This window comes from Pseudidiomarina woesei (genome assembly GCF_001418345.1).
GTDB classification, from domain to species: Bacteria; Pseudomonadota; Gammaproteobacteria; order Enterobacterales; family Alteromonadaceae; genus Pseudidiomarina; species Pseudidiomarina woesei.
Window position 1 is genome coordinate 345855 of sequence record NZ_LIPW01000002.1, and the last position, 21522, is coordinate 367376.

Below are 21522 nucleotides of genomic sequence, written 5' to 3' on the forward strand. Positions count from 1 at the left end.
TTTTGAGGTGCTTTTTGGCGTAGTTACTTGACGTACATAGCGCGGCCATCATTTAAGTAAATCAGGCCCTTTACAGCACGGTAAATCCACCACACAACGGCCGCAAGCAGTACCAAAAAGCCCACCATGACAAATGACAAAATCAAGCCGATGACTGACCACAGTAAACTGAACCAAAAGGTACGAATTTGCCAGCGGAAGTGCGACTCCAGCATAGTGCCACGCACTTCGCCGAGTTTAATGTAGTTCATGACAATACCGACAATGGCGGTAATACCGATAACTAACGATACCAACTGCAAAATATAAACAATTTGCGTGAACTGTTTGTTTTCCGCAAATCGCATAGCAGCGGCTTGGTCGGCTTGTTCTCGGCCTTGAATGATAGTGTCGGACATGTTCCTTGTTCCTTATAGTTATGAATAGCTGTTATGAATAGTTTTGATATTACTGTCTAACTTTTCTACCACAACCTGATAAAAACACAAATTTTTAAGTGCCACAAAAAGTCGTTGTTACCTGCTCACTTGGTTTCGCTGGCTGCATAAACTCGGCAAACTCTTGGCGCTCTTCAAAAGGTTGTTGCAAGGCTTGTACGAATCGGTTGAAAGGGCGCAAGTTGCCGCTATTCTGCGCCGCTTGAATGACTTCTTCAAGGCGGTGATTACGAGGAATGACCGCAGGGTTCACTTGGTTCATGGCTTGTTTTACGACGGTTAGTTTGGAGTCGTTGTGGCTAGCTAGCCAGTCTTGATACCAGTTTTTCGCACTGGTTGTGTCCTGGCTAAATAATTCAATGAAGCGGCTTGAATCTGTATCACCGAGGTAACGAAAAGCCAGGGTGAAATCCACCTGTTGTTGCTGCATCAAATGCAATAAGCGCTCTAGTAACTGCTGTGTAACTGGCTCTGAAGCTTTATGCCCATGGCCAATTTTGGTAGCCATGGCTTGTTCGTAGTAACCGTGGTAAACACTTTCAAATCCTTCAATAGCAGCAGTCGCCACTTGAATAGCTTGCTCGGTGTCGTTGTCGGTTTCGGTTAACAAGGGCAGCAAAGTTTCGGCGTAGCGGGCTAAGTTCCACATAGCAATAGGCGGCTGGTTTTGATACGCATAACGGCCGCGGCGATCAATATAACTGAATTTTTGCGCCGGATTGTAGGCTTCCATGAAGGCACAAGGGCCGTAATCAATGGTTTCACCGCTTAAAGTCATATTATCGGTGTTCATGACGCCATGAATAAAGCCAACACTCATCCACTTAGCAATAAGTTGTGCTTGTTTATCAATCACTTGATTTAATAAATCAAGGTATGGGTTTGCGGCCTCAGCAGCACTTGGGTAATGGCGTTGAATAACATAGTCGGCGAATTGCTTGAGCAAATCATAGCGCTTCAAACCCAGCACATACTGCGCCGTTCCCACCCGTAAATGGCTGCTTGCCACTCGGGTTAAAATGGCGCCTGGCTGCGCGCTTTCACGTTGTACGACTTCGCCAGTGGCAACAGCTGCTAAGGCGCGCGTGGTGGGTATATTGAGCGCATGCATGGCTTCGCTAACAAGGTATTCGCGCAGCACAGGGCCAATGGCCGAGCGACCATCGCCGCCGCGCGAATAGGGCGTTCGGCCTGCACCTTTAAGCTGAATGTCGAAGCGCTGCTGATTCGCGTTTACAACCTCGGTAAGTAGCAGGGCGCGGCCATCGCCTAGTTGTGGCACAAAGTTTGCGAACTGATGCCCAGCGTATGCAAGCGCATGGGGCTGGGCCCAGTCGGGTAGTTGGTTGCCCGCATAAAGCTGCAAGCCTTGTTCGGTTGCGTGGTAGGCGCTTGGAATTTCAAGCTGGTTGGCTAACGCTTGGTTAAATGCAATCCATTGCGGCTCTGCCACCGGGCTTGGTGCGCACGGGCTAGCAAGCAATGGTGACAGTTTGGTGTAGCTTTGTTCCGGCTGAAATAGCATTTATTGGTTGTTACCTTGTTGGTTGTTGTCGCTCTTGATTTCGCTCTTGATTTCGTTAAAGCCGCGCTTAAATTGCTCGGTAATATCGAAATATAAAATAACAGGGGATTCTTCAGGAATACCTTCGCCGTGCACAGTCATTGCGTCAAATACACGGCCTTCGCGCTCTTGCAGGCCTTGCTCGGTGGCCGTCAGCCCCATTACGCCCAAAAACATGTATAACTCTGGGGTACTTAGCGTGGTAAATGCTGACTCGGGTGACAGCCCGTTTTTGTCTGCCACAATGGCATCAATGATTTGCTCAGTGAGAATGCCGTGAAACTCAGCTTGTTCACTATTGCCAAGCTCACTATTGCATGCATAAGCCGTGTAATGGCCAATTAAAGAAACGTAAGAGTAATCTAGCAGGCGTTTCGACAGCTCAAGACATTGCTGCCAATTTTGGGAATCGAAAGCGGCGCTTAAGCTACTTTGCAACCCCACTTCAGGGCCATCGTAAGGTTTGTAAGCTGAACTTGCTATAAACGCGTTACGAGCGGCAACAACCACCGCTTTCATGGACATGCCAGACTGCATGTTTTTTGCATGTTGCTGATATTCCGCAAGCGCTTGAGCTTGCTTTTCCGAGTCGCTTGAAGCCCACGAATTACTGGTAACTAGTACTGCTGCGACGGCAATTAATAAAAGATAACTGTGCAATTTCATAGGCTTATTTCCTTAAGCTAAAGTTTTTTTGAAATGCGTTCGCTTAATTCACGAATACGCTGTGCGCCGAAAAACATTAACACACCAGCAATTGGCCAGGCGATATAAAAAGCTGTCCACCAACGCGCCCAAAATCCGGCATCGAACCCTGTATTAATATAGGTGATTAAACAGGTCATGAGTAATGCCATATAACAGCTCATTAATACTGGGAAAACTAGCTTTTTGACCACGAATATACTCCTTAAGTGGTAGTTGCGGACGTGAATAATACCCCTGATTTTTCTGTGTATTTATTTATTGATCACGATCAACTTATTTCCTGGGTTAGCCCTTAAAATGGCGGCAACTAACGAAGGAGAGTTGTATGAAAAAGTCAATAATTGCTTGTAGTTTACTCGCTTTAGGTGCAGCAGTGCCAGCTTATGCCGAAGTTTCAGTGAATGTTGGTGCTATTGGCGTAATGCCTAATGACAGCAGCGGTTCTTTGCCTGTTATTGAGGCTGTTGCAGGCGCGCCGGCAGGTAGCATGGGCGTAAGCGTTAATAGCAATACGCAGTTAGGTTTAACCATTGACTATAAAATTGACGATAATTGGACCCTAGAACTCATTGCCGCCACGCCGTTTAGCCATGATATTCACGGCACTGGCGCTATTGCTGGTTTGAAAGTGGGTAGCACCAAGCATTTGCCACCAACTTTAGTTGCGCAATACCATTTTGATGTTGGCTCTGACGCTTTTAAGCCGTTCGTCGGCTTAGGTTTAAACTACACCACATTTTTTGAAGACAAAGTTGCACCAGAGTTGGCGGGTACCTTAGGCGCATTGGGCGTGATAACCGCCAACGATACGGTTGATTTAGCTTTGTCGGACAGCTTCGGTTACGCCGTTCAAGCTGGTTTCAACTACAAATTAACCGAAAAGTGGGGCGTTCACTTCATGGTTAGCCGCATGGACATCGACACCACCGCCGACGTGCGCATTAATGGCGTAACTGCTGAGTCTGTTGACGTTGAAATTGACCCGACAGTAGCTATGTTGGGCGTGCGCTACAACTTTTAAGAAGAGGGGGCGGCCCCCGCTATAGAGCGGGGGGCGGACCAGGGTGCGGACCAGGGTCTGCACCCCTCTCTTGTTTTACGCTGGGAACTTTTCCCGCAAACCGCGCTACACCGTTTCAGCATCACTGTTAAGCTTCTCTTAAGTTTTCCCACCTAAAGTAACAGGCAACACTAACGAAACCGCACGTTAGCTACGGAGCCTGAACTATGTCGTACCAACTTATTGACTTTAATCATCCGCAACGGCAAGCCGTTGAACGCTTTATTTGTGAGCGCTATTGGGTGCATTTTAATGCCTGCCTAAACCACCTGCCGCAGCGCTTAATTGCCGTTTTTGAAGGTACACAAATTGTGGCTGCCTGTGGCATGCAACTGGCCGAAGAGGGCCCACTGTTTTCTGAGTACTACCTAAGCAAACCGCTAGAACAACGGCGCCAAAAGCTCGCTGAAGTAGGTTCCATGGCGGTGCTTAGCGGTAACTACTTACAGCCGTTATTTGTGGCAATTCACCAAGCGGCCCATGATCTTCAGCGCCAATATTTACTGTTTACGGTAACCCGCTTTTTGCAGCTTAAGCTCAAGCGCCTTGGCATTCAGGCGCAAACGCTTGCACCAGCGTATGAACAGGCGCTGCCAGAAACACTGCAAAACCTATGGGGTAACTATTATCAGCAACAGCCCCAAGTGTTCATGGCCGCGGTTCAACAGCGGTGGGGGCGCACGCCAGGCGCACACGTGCCCAGCCAAACCGTACCTAACCAAGCCAAGGTGGCCATATGAACCATATTCTGTACCAGCGGTTGCAGCGCCATGCGCAGCAACAACCCAACGCCACCGCGTTACGCGATCCACATGGCTGTTTAACTTATCAACAGTTGTTGGCAGCCGTAAACGAGCGCATGACAATGCTGACAAATAGTGGATTACAGCGCGTTGCACTTCACCAAGCCAATAGCATTCAGTGGGTGATTAACGACTTAGCTTTACTATTCAACAACATGGTGTGTATTCCGGTGCCGCCGTTTTTTACTGCCGAGCAGCAACGAAAGCTTTTGGCCGACAGTGGCGCAGAAGTTGTTTTAACTAACCTGCAAAACGTACCGCAATGGCAAGCGTTAGCGCCCAATAGCCTTCCGGAGTTACCACAGGGCACCGTAAAAATCACCTATACATCAGGCAGTACAGGCCAGCCCAAGGGAGTTTGCCTAAGCGCCGAAAATATCGTTAAAACCGTGACAGCACTTGACGATCGGTTGGGTCAAATACGCGTGCAACGCCACTTATGCGTCATGCCCTTGGCGGTGTTGCTAGAGAACATTGCCGGCGTGTATTTGGGGTTGTGGCGCGGCTATGAAATGGTTCTGGCAGATACCGATTTACAGCACGTTGTCGCGAATTTGCGCCAGTACCAACCTCAAAGTGTGATTGCCACGCCGGGTTTGGTAAGTGCCATTATTCAGGCCACTGAACAAGGCGCGCTTAACGCATCCTCGTTTGGCGTCATTGCGGTGGGCGGGGCACGCCTATTACCAAGCATTGAACAGCGTGCCGCCGAACTTGAATTACCCTTGTTTCAAGGTTACGGATTATCAGAGTTTAGCTCGGTAGCGTGCTTTAACGGCCCTGGCAATAAGGCGCCAGTGGGCAGCGTCGGCACCGCGCTAAACCATGCTCAGCTGACCATTGAACATGGTGAAATTGTGCTGCAAGGCAACACCATGTTGGGCTACGTGCATGACCGCAGCAGTTGGTACCCCAAGCACATTTATACTGGCGACTGGGGCCATATTGACCCGCAGGGCTACGTGTTCGTAAACGGCCGCAAAAAGAACACCATAATCACACCCTTTGCTCGCAATGTTGACCCCGAGTGGCTGGAAGCTGAATTAACCAGCACACCTGAAATTATGCAGGCTGCGGTGTTTGGTGGTGAAGATATGCCCATTACTGCGCTTATTGTTGCTAGTCAATCTGCCAAGAGCGCTGCGCCTGTCATGAACACCAGCATGCAGCAGCAACTATCAAACGCCATAAACCAAGTAAATTCGCGGCTTCCTGAATATGCTCACATTCGCCGTTGGTTTTCAATTTGCGAACCCTTTAGCGTCGCAAACCAAATGCTTACCGGAACGGGGCGTAATCGTCGCGACAGCATTGCGAATACTTATGCGCACTTTTTGCCAACCAACAACCAACCATCACCCGAGCCCAGTGCAACAGCATGAGCAACCATGAGGTAATAACCATGAACTTTTTTCAGCAGTTAGTTCACGCAACCCAAGCAGAACAGCAGTATTTGCTGTCGGCCCCAGTTATCCAAAAAGCACTACAGGGCAATATTAGTTTGCCCCTATACCAAGCGTTTTTGCAGCAAGCCTATCACCATGTCAAACATACCACGCCGCTGTTAATGCGCGCCGGCAGCCGCATTAGCCATGATCATGAATGGCTGCGCAAAGCGATTATTGAATACATTAACGAAGAATATGGCCATGAGCAGTGGATACTCAACGATATTGCCGCAACCGGTGCTAGCGCCGAACAGGCCAAACGCGCTGAACCGCATAGCAGCACGGCAGCCATGGTGAGTTTGGTGTACGGCAACATTGATAACCTACATGCGGCGTCGTTTTTTGGCATGGCGCACGTGCTAGAAGGCACCAGCGTGCAATTAGCGAGCCAAGCGGCGGGTCAAATTCAAAGCAGCCTGCAGTTGCCGAAAAAGGCCTTTAGCTACCTTAATTCTCACGGCGCGTTAGACCTTGAGCATGTCGCGTTTTTTGAGCAACTTATGAACCGCATAGAAGACCCCACCATGCAGCAGGCCATTATTCTCACCGCCAAGCAGGTGTACCGGTTGTACGGCGATATGTTCCGTGCCTTGCCTGAACTCGCGCAAGCGTTTGCATTACAACCCGAGGTGGCCCATGCCTAAATTGAACTGGCAACAGCAGCATATTATTCTTACCGGTGCCGCAGGTGGGCTAGGGCAAAGCCTCGTCAAAGCGCTGAGCGAACGCGGTGCGAAAGTATTACTTGTGGGCCGCAACGAAGCGGCGCTCCAAGCACTCGGCAATGTCTATCAGCAGTCATATTATGTGCTTGATTTAACCCAGCCAGACGCGCTGGTGCAGTTGCAAGCCTATGTAGAGCAACAGCGCAGCACCCAGCTGCCGGTAACCGGGGTTATTAACAACGCCGCTATTAATCACGCAGGGTTACTGTCGCAACAAAGCGCCGAGCATATTCATAGCGTTATTCAAACCAACTTAATAGTGCCCATGCAGCTAACGGCCGCCTTGTTGCCCTATTTACCCAAGCAACGCGGTTGGTTTCTCAATATGGGCTCGGTATTTGGCAGTTTAGGCTACCCAGGGCAGACCCTGTACTGTGCGTCAAAGTTTGGCTTGCGCGGTTTTACCGAAGCATTGCAGCGCGAACTAGGGGCCCATGGGCCAAAGCTGATGTATTGCGCACCGCGGGCAATAAGCACCACCTTCAACGACGGCATTACCGCCGAACTGAATGAACGCCTGCATACCCACGCCGACAGCCCCGCAGTGGTGGCTGCCCATGTGCTAAGACAAATTGAAACCCAACAACAGCTTGTCGTTATTGGCTGGCCGGAGCGCTTATTTGTCTGGCTAAACGGTTGGTTACCAAGTTTGGTCGCGAACGGCATGAAAAAACCACAAAAACTGCTTTATCAATTAACTCAGGAGCAAAGCAAATGAAACGCTTTTTAATTACCGCAATACTGGCTGTTTTAACAAGTCAAACTGCCGCAGCAACAACCCTTGAAGACATTCAAAAACGCTGGGCTGAGGTAAACTATACTTTGCAAGACGACGCCCAAGAAAAAGCTTTTGAGGCATTACTTGCACAAGCGAAACAGTGGGTGCAAGCCGAGCCAAATAACGCCGAAGCTTATATTTGGCAAGGTATTGTGCAAAGCACCTACGCCGGCGCCAAAGGTGGCTTAGGCGCACTGGGGCTAGCAAAAGACGCACGCGCAAGCTTAGAAAAAGCGTTAGCGTTGCAGCCAGATGCACTACAAGGCTCGGCCTACGCAAGCTTAGGTACCTTGTATTTTAAAGTACCGGGCTGGCCGCTCGGTTTCGGCGACGATGATAAAGCCAAGGAACTACTCGAAAAAGCCTTAGAATTTAACCCCAATGGCATTGACCCCAACTACTTTTATGCCGATTATTTGTATGAGCAACGAGATTACCTTCGGGCGCAGCAGTTTGCAGAAAAGGCCCTTGCCGCACCAGCGCGGCCTGAACGGCCATTAGCCGATGCCGAGCGGCGCAAGGAAGTTGAAGCCCTGTATGCAAAAATTCGCAAAAAAGTGAGATAACATGCGGTTGTTATTGGTAGAAGACGACTCGATGCTAGGCCAAGCGGTAAAGCTTGGCTTAGCCGAGCGCGGTTTTAGCGTGGACTGGGTGCAAACTGGCGCTGCGGCTATTAGTGCGGTGAACCACGGCGAATACAGCGCTATGGTGTTAGACCTTGGCCTGCCTGATCTTGAAGGTTCGCGAGTGCTAGTAAGTTGCCGCAAGCGCGGGTTAACTTTGCCAATTCTTATTTTAACCGCACGCGACAAAAGCCAAGAAATTGTGCAGCAACTTGATAACGGCGCCGACGACTACCTAACCAAACCTTTTGACTTAAATGAACTTGCGGCGCGTTTGCGGGCGCTGGTTCGCAGGCAATATGGCTTTGCCTCAAATGTGCTGGCTGTTGGGGCATTGCAGCTTGACACCCAAACCCGTGAGGTGACTTTTCATGGTGAACCGATTCATTTGTCGCGCCGCGAATTTGAGTTGCTGAAAACGTTAATGCATGCGCCAGAACGCGTACACAGCCGCGACAAGCTGGAAGTGGCCGTGTTTGACAATGAGTCAGATATTGAAAGCAACGCGCTTGAGGTTCATGTGTCGAACTTACGCAAAAAACTGGGCAACAAATCCTGTATCGAAACCATTCGTGGCATAGGCTATCGTTTAACATGTCGCGTTTAAAGGGCTTGTTACAGTTGTTGCTACGGCGAATGCGCTCTATTCGGCGGCGCATATTAGTGACAGTTTCGGTGGTGTATTTGTTGTGTTCAAGTATTTCTGCAGCGTGGATTTACTTCGAAATTAGCCACGAAGTTGACGAGCTATTCGACGCCGAAATGATTCAGCAAGCGAAAACCTTAGCAGTAATGGTGGCTGAGCCGGCTCAACAGCAATTGGTTGCAGGCCAGCAGCAAGTGGTTATTCCGTCGCTTAATAAGCACGATTATGAAAACAAACTGGCCTACCGTATTGAGGGTGTTGATAGCCGTTGGCAACTGTATAGCGACAACGCGCCCACGCAACAGGAGCTACCGTTTTCCGAAGGCTTTTCTATTTATCAGCTGAATGACCAACACTGGCATGTGTTCGGCATGACTACAGCCAATGGCTCTGCGCGGGTATTGCTACTTCAAGAAGACGATTTTCGTGCTGAGGTGCGATCAGACTTAGCTGTTGACACCATAGTGCCAGTTTTATTGCTATTACCCTTTATGCTGTGGCTTGGCTGGGTGGCAATTAACCGAAGTTTTCAAAGTTTTGCGCGGCTTTCTAACGCGTTGCGCAGTCGCCAACCCAACGACTATTCTGCCTTTCCGCCTGCCAACGACGGTGAAGAAGTTGAGTTGGTTAAACATTCCTTGAACTACTATTTAGCGCGCATTGAACAAACCTTTGCTCGGGAAAAGCGTTTTTCGGCCGATGCCGCCCACGAGCTACGAACGCCGCTAGCAGCGCTGAAAGTGCGTTTGCAGCGTTTGCGTGATGCTGGCGCTGCGCCGGCAGCTGCAGAACTTGATGAATTGCTGCAAAGCACCAATCGCATTATTAATTTGGTGGAGAGCCTGTTGCTATTAGCAAAAGTGGATAACGTGGTTGCTGTGCAGGGCAACGACAATATTGCCAAATCTTTACGCCAAGTACTGGCGGATAATTACCATCGAATAGACGCCAAAGGCTTAACCAGCGACGTGCAAATTCCGGCCAAATTAATTTGCCACGGCGAGCATAGTTATTGGTATTTATTGTTTAGCAACCTCATTGACAACGCCATTAAATATGCGCCTGCGGGCAGTTTTTTAACAGTGAGTTTTGATGTTGATAGGCTAACTATTTGCAACGCTGTAGCTGCCGATCATGCCGTAGACATTGAGCGGGTAAGCGAGCGCTTTTATCGCGGCCGCCAGTTAAACGTTGAAGGCGCCGGTTTGGGCTTGAGTATTGTGGAGAACTTGGCGCAACAGCTTGGCGTTGATGTTTTTTATAAGAGAGGGGGGCGGCCCCTGGTCCAGACCGGGTGCGGCCCCCGGTCTGGACCAGGGTCTGCACCCCTTTCTACATTTTGCTGCGAGCTACGGCTGCGGCACGTGGTATAAGCGCTGCTGATAAAGTACCGAGGGTATTGCCGCATGGGCGCGAATGCGGGTCAGCTCAGCTTGGCTTAAGGGCTCATTTAACGGGGTTAAGCGGTGCTGCGCCGGCTGGTAGCTATAGCGCATCGCCTTGCCGTCCACGGTTAGCACCGTAAGTTCATGATCTTCTAACCAACCAAAATTATCGCCAAACTGCATCATCGCGCGATTTGCGGCTGGAGTTTCAGCGCTTAAATCTTGGCCTAACACAGGCAATTCGCCGCTAACGCCTGCCAACGACACTAGCGTGGGTAACAAATCAATCTGGCTAGCAATAGCGGTTAAACGTTTGGGTTGAATATCGGCGCCTAAAATTAGCCCCGGAATATGAAATTTATTCACCGGCACCAGTTCGTTACCATAAACGCGCGTGTCATGATCAGCCACCACCAAAAAAATGGTGTTGTGCCAGTAATCACTCGCCATCGCTTTGTCAAAGAACTTGCCTAGCGCATAATCGGCATATTTTACCGCATTGTTTAGGGTCTGTTTCGGCTGCTCGGCCAGTTCAATGGTATTGTCTGGAAACTCAAAAGGTTCATGATTTGACGAACTGAATGCCAACGCAAAATAGGGTTGTTCTGGGTTTTGCTGCGCAGTTTGCAGGCGCTCATGCAAACGCCCAAACACGTCGTCGTCACTAACGCCCCAACTACCCACAAACTTCGGATTTTCATAGTGGCGTTGATCAATAATGCTTGTAAACCCATTGCCCGCGAAGAAGGTCGCCATGTTGTCAAAATGGGCCTCGCCACCGTATATAAACTCAGTGGTGTAATTTTGCCGTTGTAAAAACTCAGCAATGGTAAAAAAATCGCGCTGCGAATTGGAAAGCTTCACTGTGCTGCGCGCTCGGGTAGGCAGAAAGCCTGCCACCACAGCCTCAATGCCTCGTACCGACCGTACGCCAGTGGCATATAGCCGCTCAAACCACCAACCATGCTGCTTCAGGCGCTCTAAATTTGGGGTTAACGGCAGGCCACCTAACGACTCAACAAAAGTTGCGCCTAAGCTTTCTTCTAGAATAATCACCACATTAAGTGGTTTTTCACGCTGCACCGAGGCCGGCTGAAAATGCACGGTTGGGTAATTAGGCTGAGTATATTGCTGCTGCGCCAAATGCGGCTCATTTAAAACCGTTTGAATAATTTCATGTTCAGCTTGATTGCTATACACCAAATTGGCTTTACTTTCGTGTTTTAAATTATAAACAGCATATAACAGTGAATAGGTTGAATTAATAAACAGCGAATTAATCAAAGGGTCGGCGGTGGTAGCAAAAAATGCTGGGTTAGCGGGGCGGTGCGACACGGTAGAGCGCACGCCAACAAACACCATGAAAAGAATTAACGGCCATGCAACCCATGCCTGCCACGGCATACGCTGATTTGGAGCCGTACGTAATTGACGTTTCGTGTGTTGGCGAATGCCAATAATCGCGATACCCGTTGCACCGACAGAGGCAATGAACCAGCCGCGAAAACCATTCCAAAGCGTTGCAAAAACCTCTTGTGGGTAGGCTAAATATTCAAAAAATAAACGGTTTGGACGCGTGTCGTATTGGGCAATAAACGCTGGCGTTGCAAATTCCATAAAAATAATAAGTAAGCCGATTATTGCAAACCACACAGTACTTGCTTTATACCAAGCACGTTCAGCTTTAAATAAAGCAAAAACAGGTAAAGTCATTAAAGCAATAAGCGCAAAATAGCCAAGTACAATTATATCGGCACGAATACCCGTCATTAAATAAACGGGCAACGAGGTCACCGCTTGCACGCGCTCGTTATAAAGTATGAAATACAGAATGCGAAACAGCCCAAGCCCAATTAAGCTTGTGCTGTAGAATAAAAAAAACGGCCTAAAAAATTTCATAAAAAGTCCTGTATTGCCGTAGCAATCAGAGCTTATCTGTGAAACCTTAAGTAAGTCTTAAGAAATGAATGATACAAACTAACGCGTTGAATACTTTAAGTAAACCATTTGGCCAAATGGGTCGAATTTGGAACTAAACATGAAAGCAAATAAAACCGGCATTGATAGAATTGTGCATGCCACCTTCAATTCCATGCGGGGCATTAAAAATGCATGGTGCTATGAAGCTGCATTTCGGCAAGAAGCGCTTATGTGCGCCATTTTAGTACCTGTCGCTTTTTTGGTTGAAGCGACTATGGTGGAGCGACTTTTATTATTGTTCACCCTGTTTATTTTGGTAATAACCGAGTTACTAAATTCAGCAGTAGAAGCGGTTGTCGACCGCGTTGGGGCCGAGTTTCACGAGCTTAGCGGCCGCGCCAAAGACCTCGCATCCGCCGCCGTGTTTTTTGCACTGTGCTTAATGGGCGTGGTGTGGACGGTGATTCTGTTCTTTTGATGTAGAGAGGGGTGCAGACCCTGGTCCGGACCAGGGTCTGCACCCCTCTCTTCTTCATTGCTATTCTGGGCGTAAATCTCCGTGCAAGAACTTGCACACAAATACAACTTTTCCGTACTTATCAAAAGACCAACGAATGCATGCTTGCAAAGCAGTCATCACGTCATCATAGTCACCGAATAACTGGGTGCTTAGCGTGTTGGTAATAATATGCACCTTGTCGTATTTAGCTAACTCATCAATAAAGCCACGAATAGCGTCAATATAATTTTCTTGCAGTGGGTATTTACTAATTTCGACGGTAAGTTTCATACCGGTTTCCTTATTATCGTTATAACTGGGCGGTGATCATAAGCTATCGTTAACACGTAATACAGAACACAGGTTCAAACTTAACAAGGTAATTAAAGTGGCAGCGTTAATAATATTTTACGACGGTGGTTGTCCGCTTTGTGTAAAAGAAATGCGGCAACTTAAAGCCAAAGACAAACAGCACAAACTGCAATTTGAAAACATTTGGGCGAATGACTTTGCCACACGTTTTCCACGCGTGGATATTGCCGAAGCAAATCGTATTTTGCATGGCCAAAAAGCCAACGGCGACATGATTTACGGCTTAGACGTGACCCATGCCGCATGGTCTGCGGTGGGGCGTGGTTGGATGACAGCAGCGCTGCGCTGGCCCGTCATTAAATGGCTAGCAGACAAAGGCTACTTATTCTTTGCCCGCAACCGCAACGGCATTTCTAAGCTCATCACCGGCAACGCACGCTGTCTGCAATGCTCACTCGATGAGTGACGAAGTGGGAGAGAGGGGTGCAGACCCTGGTCCAGAGCTGGGTCCGGACCAGGGTCTGCACCCCTTTCTTAAAGATGTTGATTCAGCCACTGCACCAGCTGCGATGGGCCCATAGCGCCGGCTTGGCGGGCTACTTCTTGGCCGTTCTTCACCACCATAAGCGTTGGAATACTGCGAATTATAAAATGTTGCGCTAAATGCGGCTCAGTTTCGGTACTTACCTTCACAAAGCGCGCTTTGTCAGCGTACTGCTGCGCAACTTGCTCGAAAATAGGCGCAAATTGCTGGCACGGACCGCACCAACTGGCCCAAAAGTCCACCACCAACGGCAAGTCACTATCGCGGTGCGCCCGAAACTCGTCAGCCGTTACGTTGAAAGCTTTGCCCGGGAATAGCGGCGACTTACAAGCCCCACATTTGGCTTCACCACGAGGTTTGTCAGCCGCCACACGGTTCTTTTTATGGCACGCAGGGCAGGCCGCAATAAATTGATCAGACATAAGTACACCTCACACTCGGTAATTACCTCTTATGTGATGCCTTTTCTCGTCAATTTCAAGGCACAAAAAAAGGAGCTCAAAAGAGCTCCTTTTCAATCAATTTTTACAGCGAAAAGCGAAGCTTATAAAGCAACGATGTTTTCAGCTTGTGGGCCTTTAGGACCTTGAGTGATCGAGAACGATACACGTTGGCCTTCGGCAAGGGTTTTGAAACCGTTACCTGAAATAGCGCTAAAGTGAGCAAATACGTCTGCGCCACCTTGTTGCTCAATAAAACCAAAACCTTTCGATTCGTTAAACCACTTTACGGTACCAGTTACTGTAGTAGACATAATATTTATCCTGAAATTTTAATAAGTTTGCCGCCACAGCCAAATGCTATGAACGGAGTCATGCGGGGTAAAAAATGGAAATTTAAAGCTACAGGACGAAGATTGTTACTAACTGAATGCGACAATAAGGCGACGTAGAGAGATTTAACTTGCTGTTTCTTAACCAACGCCGCCCACTGTACGCTTATTCCTGAGTAAGTCAAACTTTATTTCAACAGGCATCTTTTGCGTTCGATCAAAGATTTCCGTATAATCCGCGGCTTCAAAACGACGGAGAAACCTGGTTTGTTTAACCTTACGCCACCCTAGCGTTCACATTTCTAATAAACGTTGCGTTTAAACTCTTTAATAAATAAGAGCCATTAACGCGGCGCATTTCTGTATTTGTTATTTATTCATTTTTAACTAAAAAGCGAAATTTTAAATATGTTCAAAGCCATTCAGAACCAGTGGTTTTCGAATATCCGTGGTGATTTACTAGCGGGTATAGTGGTCGCACTTGCGCTTATTCCAGAAGCCATTGCTTTTTCAATTATTGCCGGCGTAGACCCGAAAATTGGTTTATATGCCTCGTTTTGTATCGCCGTAATTATTGCATTTACCGGCGGCCGACCAGGCATGATCTCGGCAGCAACCGGTGCCATGGCGTTATTAATGGTCACCTTAGTACGTGACCACGGTTTGGAATATTTGCTCGCCGCAACTTTATTAACCGGTGTGCTGCAAATTGGCGCCGGCTATTTAAAGCTTGGTTCTTTAATGCGCTTTGTGTCGCGCTCGGTCGTTACCGGTTTTGTGAACGCCTTGGCGATATTAATTTTTATGGCGCAGCTGCCAGAACTAACGAATGTTACCTGGCACGTATACGCCATGACTGCAGCCGGCTTAGGTATTATTTACTTGTTCCCGTACGTACCCGTTATTGGCAAAATGCTGCCGTCACCGCTGGTGTGTATTATTTCATTAACCGTGGTCGCAATTTTCTGGAATATTGATATTCGCACCGTGGGCGACATGGGCCAATTGCCTGACACCTTGCCTATTTTCTTATGGCCAGATGTACCGTTAAACCTTGAAACCTTAGCCATTATCTTCCCTTATTCTGCGGGCTTAGCTGTCGTCGGCTTGCTTGAATCACTGATGACAGCAACCATCGTTGATGACCTAACCGACACCCCAAGCGACAAAAACCGCGAGTGTAAAGGGCAGGGCATTGCCAACATCGGCGCAGGCTTAATGGGCGGTATGGCCGGTTGCGCCATGATTGGCCAGTCGGTCATTAACGTGAAGTCGGGCGGGCGCACGCGCTTGTCTACCTTAACCGCCGGCGTGTTTTTGATGGTATTGATATTAGTGTTAGACGAATGGCTGAAGCAAATACCCATGGCCGCGCTGGTGGCGGTGATGATCATGGTATCTATAGGCACCTTCAGCTGGGACTCTATTCGCAATCTAAAAAATCATCCGTTATCGACCAACATCGTCATGGTCACCACCGTGGTGGTGGTGGTTGCCACGCACAACTTGGCCATTGGTGTCGGGGTGGGCGTGTTGCTGGCCGCAATGTTCTTCGCCAACAAAATTGGCCACTTCATGAGCGTGTCGTCAACCATTGACGAAGCCGGAAGTGAGCGCGTGTATACCGTGGTTGGCCAGGTGTTTTTCTCGTCGGCCGACAAATTTATTGACTCGTTTGACTTCAAAGAAGCGCTCGACAAAGTGGTGATAGACCTCACCAAAGCGCATTTCTGGGACATTACCGCGGTGGGCGCGCTAGATAAAGTGGTGATTAAATTCCGCCGTGAAGGCGCCGAAGTAGAAGTGCGCGGCCTCAACGAAGCCAGCGCCACCATCGTCGACCGCTTTGGCGTGCACGACAAAGCTGACGCCGCCGACATACTCGGCGGCCACTAGCAGAGAAGGGGGCGGCCCCTGGTCCGGACCATGGTCCGGACCAGGGTCTGCACCCCTCTCTATGTTGCACTTATGCTAGCGCCGACGACGATACGCCAACGCAATACCAATAAGCAGTAAATACCATGACAGCGCGCTGCTTGATGAGGCCGGCGGAGCTTCAGGCTCTGGCTCTGGCTCTGGCTCTGGCTCAGGCTCTTCAGCAATAGGTGCCGCTGGCCCAACCGGATCAATAATCTCACCATTGGCCTCGCCATCAGCATCACCGCTACCCCCATCAACTAACGTTAACGTGATAGTGGCACCACTTATAACTGCGTTCGAAAACTCCGTGAACCCATCAGTTTCGTTGTATTTATAAACTTTTGTACCCACGGCTAAATCAGCAGGATAAGTCAACACAACTTGAACGGTTGCACCAGGAGCCAGATTAGTGACGGCATAGCTCACTAAACCGTAATCAAACGCCATATCCTCAGGAAGGTTTTCTAAGTTTGATGGGTCACTCCAAGTAATACCGCTAAATAAACCGTCGTCAACCGTCATGCCGATAGCATTGCCGCCATCGAGTGCTACCTCGGCTTCTTGAGCGTCAAACGGAGCGCTGTCTAAACAGTCGGTTATACCATCGCCATCCGAGTCCACACTGTCATCTACCGTGGTTGACGTAAACGCCCCCTGCACGCCGCCAATGGTAAGTATGGTCGTGGTATCTGTTAAACAGGTATCTGCGGCTGTGTGCTGCACACAAACACTTTGTCCTGGTTCAAGTTCGCTGGCTTCGTTAATAAAGTCGCCGCTACAATTGATGGCATAATAGCCATTAGCAACGCTAATTCCCGTTGCAGTATCGAAACCGGTTATAGCCACAGTGTTAGACGTAACAACCGAATACAAATCAACGTCAGCTTGCGACTCAAAAGAAAACGCATCCGGTGTTGTATCTGGGTCACCAACAGGTTCCGCTTGGGTTGTCGATACGAAATCGGCACTTACGCCGCCAACGGTCAACGTAGTCGTCATGGTTGTGCTATATGTTGTTGCAGCAGTATGTTTTACGCAAATGGACTGGCCATTTTCAATGCTACCAGCGGCACTGGTAAATGTGCTGCCACAACCAATAGAATAATCACCACCAGCAATGCTTACAGGGGCCGGTGCGTCAATGCCTGTAATTTGGGCACTATCAGAAACCACAGTGGTGGCAACCCCAACGTTTTCGGCAGGCGAAAAACTAAAGGCATCTGGTGTTGTATCAACCGGTGGCGTACCATCTGACGTTCCCAAAAGGCGGCCCACAGCCCACGTTGCATAGCCAGCGCCGACCGTGTCTAACGTATCGAAACTGGAGTGCCCAATAATGACAAATCGGCCTTCTGAATCATGCCAGATATCTCGCGTGGTGGCGGGGCGAGAGTTGTTGAATCCGCCAAGTATGGCATGAGTAACTAGACCATTATCACCATCAAAATCAGTAACTGGCGTCAGGTCAGGATTAAATAACCCAATCATTTGGCGCGAAGAGGTTTGAAAACTGCTATTCACTCCAACCCAGTTCAAACTAATTAATAATTTTCCATCGGCAAGCTCTTTTATGCTGCCTCCTTGGCCGGTTCCATAAAAGCGAAAGCCATCGCCATTGTCACCTTCGTTTAATACCGCGGTTTGGGCAACTACGTTCCCGTTACTGTCATAGCGTACAAGGCGAACATCAGTACCTTGGTAATTTCCGACAAAGGTTGCTACGCCATTATCGTTTAATGCAGCAATGCCGTGAGAACGCTCACTGCCAGTTTCTAAAATGCCATTTTCACCAAAGTTGGTATCAACTTGGCCATTGGCGGTTAAGCGCACAATCACTTGCTCACTTAATGCAATGTAATAGGCCCCATCGTTTGCTTGCGCGATATCCCAACCGCCTATTGGCAACGGTAGTTGTTGCGCAGTGAACAATGGTCCGGTGCTACCATTCGTTCCAAAGCTAGAATCGACAGTTCCATCAGGTAATAAACGACTAACACCAGCGGTAGGTGAATGTGCGATGAGTAATCGCCCTTCGCGATCATGAACTAGAACCGCTTCGGTAGGAATACGCCCCGCTGTGTCGTAATAAATCCCATTGTCGCCATAACTGGTATCTGGGCTACCGTCCAAATTAAACCGAGCAATGGCATTGTTATTCCCGCTCGCTGTACCGGATACCACAAATTTGTTGCCATCATTAGTAAACGCACCGGCGTAAACATGCTGGACGTCGGTTACCCCGTCGCTGATTAATTCACCAGACGCGTTGTAGCGAGCATAAACCACGACATTAAGAGGAAATGAACCACAGACGTTAACGTCCGGGCAGGGAACCTGACTCGTTCCTAAAAACGCAAACGAATTGTCATGATAAACATAGGTAGACCATGCTGGATGGTTCCATTCACGAAATTCGACATCGGCATTACTCTCGGTGCGGTAATCGACAATTTTGTAGCCGGTGCCATTAAGCATGGGATCAAGTTGGGCGGCATTACCTGGCTCTTGACTAAACGAAGCATGGCTAAAAATACTACCGAGTAGTATTGGAATAGCAGAAACTGCGACAATTTTTATCTTTGCCATGAGAAATCTCCATGGTTTGCACGCAGTTAGCGACTACGTGCCCATTATATCTTCCAGTAGGGGATGGTGAATGCGACAACGTAGCTGCAATTAATGATATAGATTGAGCAGTCAATTCCCGCTATATGACGAATGAAATAGCTACGGTGAGAGAGGGGTGCAGACCCTGGTCCGGACCAGGGTCTGCACCCCTCTCTACCCCCCAAGCTTGCAAAGCAAGCGGCTTCGTCGCATTATCAATGCCGAGCAAAAACAAGGAAGGGGCGAAGGCATACCAACTAATAATCAAAAGGGTTCAAGCAAAGAAGGCGCCATCCGGCTACTGCTGCATTTGCAAGCGTTGTATCAAGGGCCCAAAACCATCAGCCAACTTATGGAATCCCTCGACGGGCAAGGCACCGTCAGCAGCAAGGTGCGCCGCAGCGTGCAGCGCGACATGGCGGCATTAGAAGGCTACTTCGGGGTGTATCGCGACGACAACAACGTGTGGCACATTGACCGCAGCGACTTCGACAAACTGTTTGATATTGAAGACTCGGTGGCACTCGCGCTGCTGGTGGCTGAAAAGCAACTGGCACACATTACCCCAAGCCATATTCTAGACCCGCTCGACGGCCTATTTAAACGCGCCAAAGCTAAACTAAACAACAGCGACACCGCCGCAGCCAACTGGAGCAAGCGGGTTCGCGTGGCACCAGCATCGCACCATTTAAAGCCGCCCAAAATAGACAAACGCATCTACAAGCGCTTAATCAACGCCGCGCTCAATCAAGAAGCGATAAAAGTGAGTTATCACAGCCACCAAGGCGACCCCGCGCAGCAACTTACCGTTACCGCGCTGAGTATTTTCTATCGCATTAGTCGTATCAGACGGGCGAGTATATTTTGTTCGATGTTGCGCTAAATATATTAAATGATTAATACTGATGTCTACTTTCAATATTTTAGCACTGAGTAAGACGAATGATTAAAAAGGGAATTGAAGAAATTTGGAACGCTACTAGAGCGAAGGTCACTAACGTATCGGAAAAGGTAATTGAAAAGGTTCCCGCAAATTGGAATCGCCGTCATAAAAAGATTAGGGAAGCACTGCAGAAATTTGTCAGTGAAGTGATCTTAAAAAGTCGAGAGCAGTTGGGTGGGTTTTACGCGCAATTACGGTACTCAAAAACCGAGATAAAACATCTTCAAGATCGTGTAGAAGAACAAGGCGCACTTTATCGAGAATCAATTAAAAGTAAACCATTGTTAGATACTCTCTTTTTAGGAGGTGAATCAGCAATTGTGATGTTAAACACATCAAACGTTCCTGCTGAAGTTGAATTGGCGTATTCAGCGGCTTACCCTCGATTATCGGAAGAAATTTCATTTATTGAGCGATTAAAAACGCTAAGCGATGAAAACCAAGTGATAGGCTTATTCAATGCGGTTAAAGGGAAATTATTTGAGCAGCGATATGTCGAATACTTAAATGATGGAAATCTTCCGAGCGGCTATGTGGCAAGCCTAGCAGATAGTCCAACACAAGTAGGTTGGGACATTGCTATTACCGGCCCAAATAATGAAATAGCTCAAGTTATACAGGCAAAGGCAACTGATTCAGTTTCATATGTGAAGCAAGCTATTGAAACTTATCCGTCAATTGATATCGTTACAACGAGCGAAGTATTTTCTCACCTCGCAATGACAGGTGTTAGCGAAAATATTCAGAACTCAGAAATTAGTAATTCCGATATTATTGAAGACCTTGAACAAGCGGCCTCCTCAGGAAGCGTAGACTTGAGTGTTGCTCCTCCAATTTTTACTTTGGCATTTATCGCGTTCACTTCTTATAAAAATGAAAGTTTAACTTTATACGAGAAAGCAAGTTCTGCTGGTGATCGAAGCGCAAAGGCGTATTTAAGCTTTTTGATTGGTAGTGGAGTAGCAACCATTACGAATACTTGGTGGCTAGGTATGGTCGGCAGTATCACGAGTCGCTACATAGCTGAGACAGGTATAAAGAAAGCACGTTTAATAGAAGAGTTAAATAGGACGATAGAGAATAACCGTATAATAATCAATAGATTAAAAGCATCGAAATCTTTCTAATTTGAAGCGAAAGACGCGATTTATAGTAAGCAAGCAGCCTACCAGCGGCTGAGTGAGCCATCTTGAATGGTTAGTTGAAAAAGATTGCATTGTCTTCGAGAATAGATAGCGTTCCAGTTGAACGCTACCTATGAAATATCTAGAGGGCATCGCTTGATTTGTTTTCAGCTTCCTGTTTACAGGCGTCATAATTTGAGAATGAATACTCTAGAACCAAATACCCTTTACTTGAACTCAATGCTTTTGCCGCTAACGCAATGCTTTCTAAGTCGTGTTTAAGGCCTTTTCCCGCGCCTTCCCATTGATTAAAAAGGTAGCGTTCTTCTTTTGCCAGTCCCGTCATCCAATCTTCCGGTTCGTCCCAAATACTACCCGGAAGCAGTAAATCAGTTTTTTCTGAGGTGCCATATAGTTTATCCAGTGCGTCTGATAGCTCTTCGAAAGCTGATTTCAACTGAATGCCATGATTGCTTGAGTTTATAGTTTTGCCTATTCCGCGAACCATGCACAGTCCGGTAGTTTCACCAATTACTAAAACATAGTTGTCAAACGCATTGTGCGGCTTAGGTACATCAGTCACCAAATATGCGTTATTCGACCCGTTGTAATCCCCCCATTTTAAGCAGCAGTTATTCGTAGAATTAATGAACCGCTTGCGTTAATTGTTTGGGCGGAATGCCTCCGATGGCCGTGTTAGG

The 21522-nt window shown here is 48.1% G+C and carries 23 protein-coding genes; 13 read left to right on the forward strand and 10 right to left on the reverse strand.

Features of this window, described 5'->3' with window-relative positions; genetic code table 11:
* Window positions 1-23 precede the first annotated feature (23 nt).
* From ASC40_RS05685 to ASC40_RS05700, 4 genes are all read right to left on the reverse strand, one after another.
* Window positions 24-398, reverse strand: a complete 375-nt coding sequence (locus ASC40_RS05685; RefSeq protein WP_055438810.1) for a DUF4870 family protein — start codon at window positions 396-398, stop codon at window positions 24-26.
* Window positions 399-492: 94 nt separating this feature from the next.
* Complete coding sequence (locus ASC40_RS05690; protein ID WP_055438811.1) at window positions 493-1962, reverse strand: protein adenylyltransferase SelO; 1470 nt, start codon at window positions 1960-1962, stop codon at window positions 493-495.
* Entirely contained in the window at window positions 1963-2667 is a 705-nt protein-coding gene (locus tag ASC40_RS05695) for a hypothetical protein (RefSeq protein WP_055438812.1), read from the reverse strand.
* Window positions 2668-2684: 17 nt separating this feature from the next.
* Window positions 2685-2900, reverse strand: a complete 216-nt coding sequence (locus ASC40_RS05700) for a DUF2798 domain-containing protein (protein WP_211256861.1) — start codon at window positions 2898-2900, stop codon at window positions 2685-2687.
* A gap of 134 nt (window positions 2901-3034) precedes the next feature.
* Between ASC40_RS05700 and ASC40_RS05705 the strand changes: the two genes are divergently transcribed.
* The 8 genes from ASC40_RS05705 (at window position 3035) to ASC40_RS05740 (ending at window position 10168) form a co-directional block, all read left to right on the forward strand.
* Window positions 3035-3730, forward strand: a complete 696-nt coding sequence (locus tag ASC40_RS05705) for an OmpW/AlkL family protein (RefSeq protein ID WP_055438813.1) — start codon at window positions 3035-3037, stop codon at window positions 3728-3730.
* 206 nt (window positions 3731-3936) lie between these two features.
* Window positions 3937-4509 (forward strand): thermostable hemolysin, encoded by a 573-nt coding sequence (locus tag ASC40_RS05710; protein WP_055438814.1) that lies wholly within the window; start codon window positions 3937-3939, stop codon window positions 4507-4509.
* Window positions 4506-5954: an AMP-binding protein gene (locus tag ASC40_RS05715; protein WP_055438815.1), complete on the forward strand. Its 1449-nt coding sequence runs from the start codon at window positions 4506-4508 to the stop codon at window positions 5952-5954. The genes ASC40_RS05710 and ASC40_RS05715 overlap by 4 nt, the downstream gene beginning before the upstream one ends.
* 20 nt (window positions 5955-5974) lie before the next feature.
* Window positions 5975-6664: an iron-containing redox enzyme family protein gene (locus tag ASC40_RS05720; RefSeq protein WP_055438816.1), complete on the forward strand. Its 690-nt coding sequence runs from the start codon at window positions 5975-5977 to the stop codon at window positions 6662-6664.
* The gene (locus ASC40_RS05725) at window positions 6657-7463 is read left to right on the forward strand and encodes an SDR family oxidoreductase (protein ID WP_055438817.1); all 807 of its coding nucleotides are present in this window, start codon (window positions 6657-6659) and stop codon (window positions 7461-7463) included. Before ASC40_RS05720 ends, ASC40_RS05725 begins: the two co-directional genes overlap by 8 nt.
* A complete protein-coding gene (locus tag ASC40_RS05730; protein WP_055438818.1) occupies window positions 7460-8089 on the forward strand; it encodes a tetratricopeptide repeat protein in 630 nt (209 codons plus the stop codon). Before ASC40_RS05725 ends, ASC40_RS05730 begins: the two co-directional genes overlap by 4 nt.
* A gap of 1 nt (window position 8090) precedes the next feature.
* Window positions 8091-8756 (forward strand): winged helix-turn-helix domain-containing protein, encoded by a 666-nt coding sequence (locus ASC40_RS05735; RefSeq protein ID WP_055438819.1) that lies wholly within the window; start codon window positions 8091-8093, stop codon window positions 8754-8756.
* Window positions 8744-10168, forward strand: coding sequence for a histidine kinase dimerization/phospho-acceptor domain-containing protein (locus ASC40_RS05740; protein WP_072243391.1), 1425 nt, complete (start codon window positions 8744-8746; stop codon window positions 10166-10168). Before ASC40_RS05735 ends, ASC40_RS05740 begins: the two co-directional genes overlap by 13 nt.
* Here the strand turns inward: ASC40_RS05740 and ASC40_RS05745 are convergent.
* The gene (locus ASC40_RS05745; RefSeq protein WP_055438820.1) at window positions 10145-12079 is read right to left on the reverse strand and encodes an LTA synthase family protein; all 1935 of its coding nucleotides are present in this window, start codon (window positions 12077-12079) and stop codon (window positions 10145-10147) included. The two genes, ASC40_RS05740 and ASC40_RS05745, sit on opposite strands and share 24 nt — an antisense overlap.
* Before the next feature lie 139 nt (window positions 12080-12218).
* On the opposite strand from ASC40_RS05745, the gene ASC40_RS05750 reads away from it, so the two are divergent.
* The gene (locus ASC40_RS05750) at window positions 12219-12578 is read left to right on the forward strand and encodes a diacylglycerol kinase (protein ID WP_055438821.1); all 360 of its coding nucleotides are present in this window, start codon (window positions 12219-12221) and stop codon (window positions 12576-12578) included.
* 60 nt (window positions 12579-12638) lie between these two features.
* On the opposite strand, the gene ASC40_RS05755 is transcribed toward ASC40_RS05750, so the two are convergent.
* Window positions 12639-12890: a YkoF family thiamine/hydroxymethylpyrimidine-binding protein gene (locus ASC40_RS05755; protein ID WP_055438822.1), complete on the reverse strand. Its 252-nt coding sequence runs from the start codon at window positions 12888-12890 to the stop codon at window positions 12639-12641.
* Window positions 12891-12987: 97 nt separating this feature from the next.
* On the opposite strand from ASC40_RS05755, the gene ASC40_RS05760 reads away from it, so the two are divergent.
* A complete protein-coding gene (locus tag ASC40_RS05760; protein ID WP_211256862.1) occupies window positions 12988-13377 on the forward strand; it encodes a thiol-disulfide oxidoreductase DCC family protein in 390 nt (129 codons plus the stop codon).
* Between the two features lie 68 nt (window positions 13378-13445).
* Here ASC40_RS05760 and trxC read toward each other — a convergent pair whose 3' ends face one another.
* Both trxC and ASC40_RS05770 read right to left on the reverse strand, forming a co-directional pair.
* Window positions 13446-13877 (reverse strand): thioredoxin TrxC, encoded by a 432-nt coding sequence (trxC, locus tag ASC40_RS05765; protein ID WP_055438824.1) that lies wholly within the window; start codon window positions 13875-13877, stop codon window positions 13446-13448.
* 122 nt (window positions 13878-13999) lie between these two features.
* On the reverse strand, window positions 14000-14209 hold the full coding sequence (locus ASC40_RS05770) for a cold-shock protein (RefSeq protein WP_055438825.1): 210 nt from the start codon (window positions 14207-14209) through the stop codon (window positions 14000-14002).
* Window positions 14210-14635: 426 nt separating this feature from the next.
* Between ASC40_RS05770 and ASC40_RS05775 the strand changes: the two genes are divergently transcribed.
* On the forward strand, window positions 14636-16123 hold the full coding sequence (locus ASC40_RS05775; RefSeq protein ID WP_055438826.1) for a SulP family inorganic anion transporter: 1488 nt from the start codon (window positions 14636-14638) through the stop codon (window positions 16121-16123).
* Between the two features lie 75 nt (window positions 16124-16198).
* On the opposite strand, the gene ASC40_RS05780 is transcribed toward ASC40_RS05775, so the two are convergent.
* Complete coding sequence (locus ASC40_RS05780) at window positions 16199-18733, reverse strand: choice-of-anchor U domain-containing protein (protein WP_055438827.1); 2535 nt, start codon at window positions 18731-18733, stop codon at window positions 16199-16201.
* Window positions 18734-18941: 208 nt separating this feature from the next.
* On the opposite strand from ASC40_RS05780, the gene ASC40_RS05785 reads away from it, so the two are divergent.
* Both ASC40_RS05785 and ASC40_RS05790 read left to right on the forward strand, forming a co-directional pair.
* Entirely contained in the window at window positions 18942-19637 is a 696-nt protein-coding gene (locus tag ASC40_RS05785; RefSeq protein WP_055438828.1) for a helix-turn-helix transcriptional regulator, read from the forward strand.
* A gap of 59 nt (window positions 19638-19696) precedes the next feature.
* Window positions 19697-20824: a hypothetical protein gene (locus tag ASC40_RS05790; RefSeq protein WP_055438829.1), complete on the forward strand. Its 1128-nt coding sequence runs from the start codon at window positions 19697-19699 to the stop codon at window positions 20822-20824.
* A 139-nt stretch (window positions 20825-20963) separates the two neighbouring features.
* Here ASC40_RS05790 and ASC40_RS05795 read toward each other — a convergent pair whose 3' ends face one another.
* On the reverse strand, window positions 20964-21404 hold the full coding sequence (locus ASC40_RS05795) for a hypothetical protein (protein WP_055438830.1): 441 nt from the start codon (window positions 21402-21404) through the stop codon (window positions 20964-20966).
* Window positions 21405-21522: the final 118 nt, after the last annotated feature.

Bases quoted from the DNA above. Each gene is read 5' to 3' on its own strand.
- ASC40_RS05780 (WP_055438827.1), bottom strand. From the start codon at position 18,733: ATGGCAAAGATAAAAATTGTCGCAGTTTCTGCTATTCCAATACTACTC.
- ASC40_RS05770 (WP_055438825.1), bottom strand. From the start codon at position 14,209: ATGTCTACTACAGTAACTGGTACCGTAAAGTGGTTTAACGAATCGAAA.
- ASC40_RS05695 (WP_055438812.1), bottom strand. From the start codon at position 2,667: ATGAAATTGCACAGTTATCTTTTATTAATTGCCGTCGCAGCAGTACTA.
- ASC40_RS05705 (WP_055438813.1), top strand. From the start codon at position 3,035: ATGAAAAAGTCAATAATTGCTTGTAGTTTACTCGCTTTAGGTGCAGCA.
- ASC40_RS05745 (WP_055438820.1), bottom strand. From the start codon at position 12,079: ATGAAATTTTTTAGGCCGTTTTTTTTATTCTACAGCACAAGCTTAATT.
- ASC40_RS05750 (WP_055438821.1), top strand. From the start codon at position 12,219: ATGAAAGCAAATAAAACCGGCATTGATAGAATTGTGCATGCCACCTTC.
- ASC40_RS05725 (WP_055438817.1), top strand. From the start codon at position 6,657: ATGCCTAAATTGAACTGGCAACAGCAGCATATTATTCTTACCGGTGCC.
- ASC40_RS05730 (WP_055438818.1), top strand. From the start codon at position 7,460: ATGAAACGCTTTTTAATTACCGCAATACTGGCTGTTTTAACAAGTCAA.
- trxC (WP_055438824.1), bottom strand. From the start codon at position 13,877: ATGTCTGATCAATTTATTGCGGCCTGCCCTGCGTGCCATAAAAAGAAC.
- ASC40_RS05790 (WP_055438829.1), top strand. From the start codon at position 19,697: ATGATTAAAAAGGGAATTGAAGAAATTTGGAACGCTACTAGAGCGAAG.
- ASC40_RS05690 (WP_055438811.1), bottom strand. From the start codon at position 1,962: ATGCTATTTCAGCCGGAACAAAGCTACACCAAACTGTCACCATTGCTT.
- ASC40_RS05735 (WP_055438819.1), top strand. From the start codon at position 8,091: ATGCGGTTGTTATTGGTAGAAGACGACTCGATGCTAGGCCAAGCGGTA.
- ASC40_RS05715 (WP_055438815.1), top strand. From the start codon at position 4,506: ATGAACCATATTCTGTACCAGCGGTTGCAGCGCCATGCGCAGCAACAA.
- ASC40_RS05710 (WP_055438814.1), top strand. From the start codon at position 3,937: ATGTCGTACCAACTTATTGACTTTAATCATCCGCAACGGCAAGCCGTT.
- ASC40_RS05740 (WP_072243391.1), top strand. From the start codon at position 8,744: ATGTCGCGTTTAAAGGGCTTGTTACAGTTGTTGCTACGGCGAATGCGC.
- ASC40_RS05775 (WP_055438826.1), top strand. From the start codon at position 14,636: ATGTTCAAAGCCATTCAGAACCAGTGGTTTTCGAATATCCGTGGTGAT.
- ASC40_RS05755 (WP_055438822.1), bottom strand. From the start codon at position 12,890: ATGAAACTTACCGTCGAAATTAGTAAATACCCACTGCAAGAAAATTAT.
- ASC40_RS05720 (WP_055438816.1), top strand. From the start codon at position 5,975: ATGAACTTTTTTCAGCAGTTAGTTCACGCAACCCAAGCAGAACAGCAG.
- ASC40_RS05685 (WP_055438810.1), bottom strand. From the start codon at position 398: ATGTCCGACACTATCATTCAAGGCCGAGAACAAGCCGACCAAGCCGCT.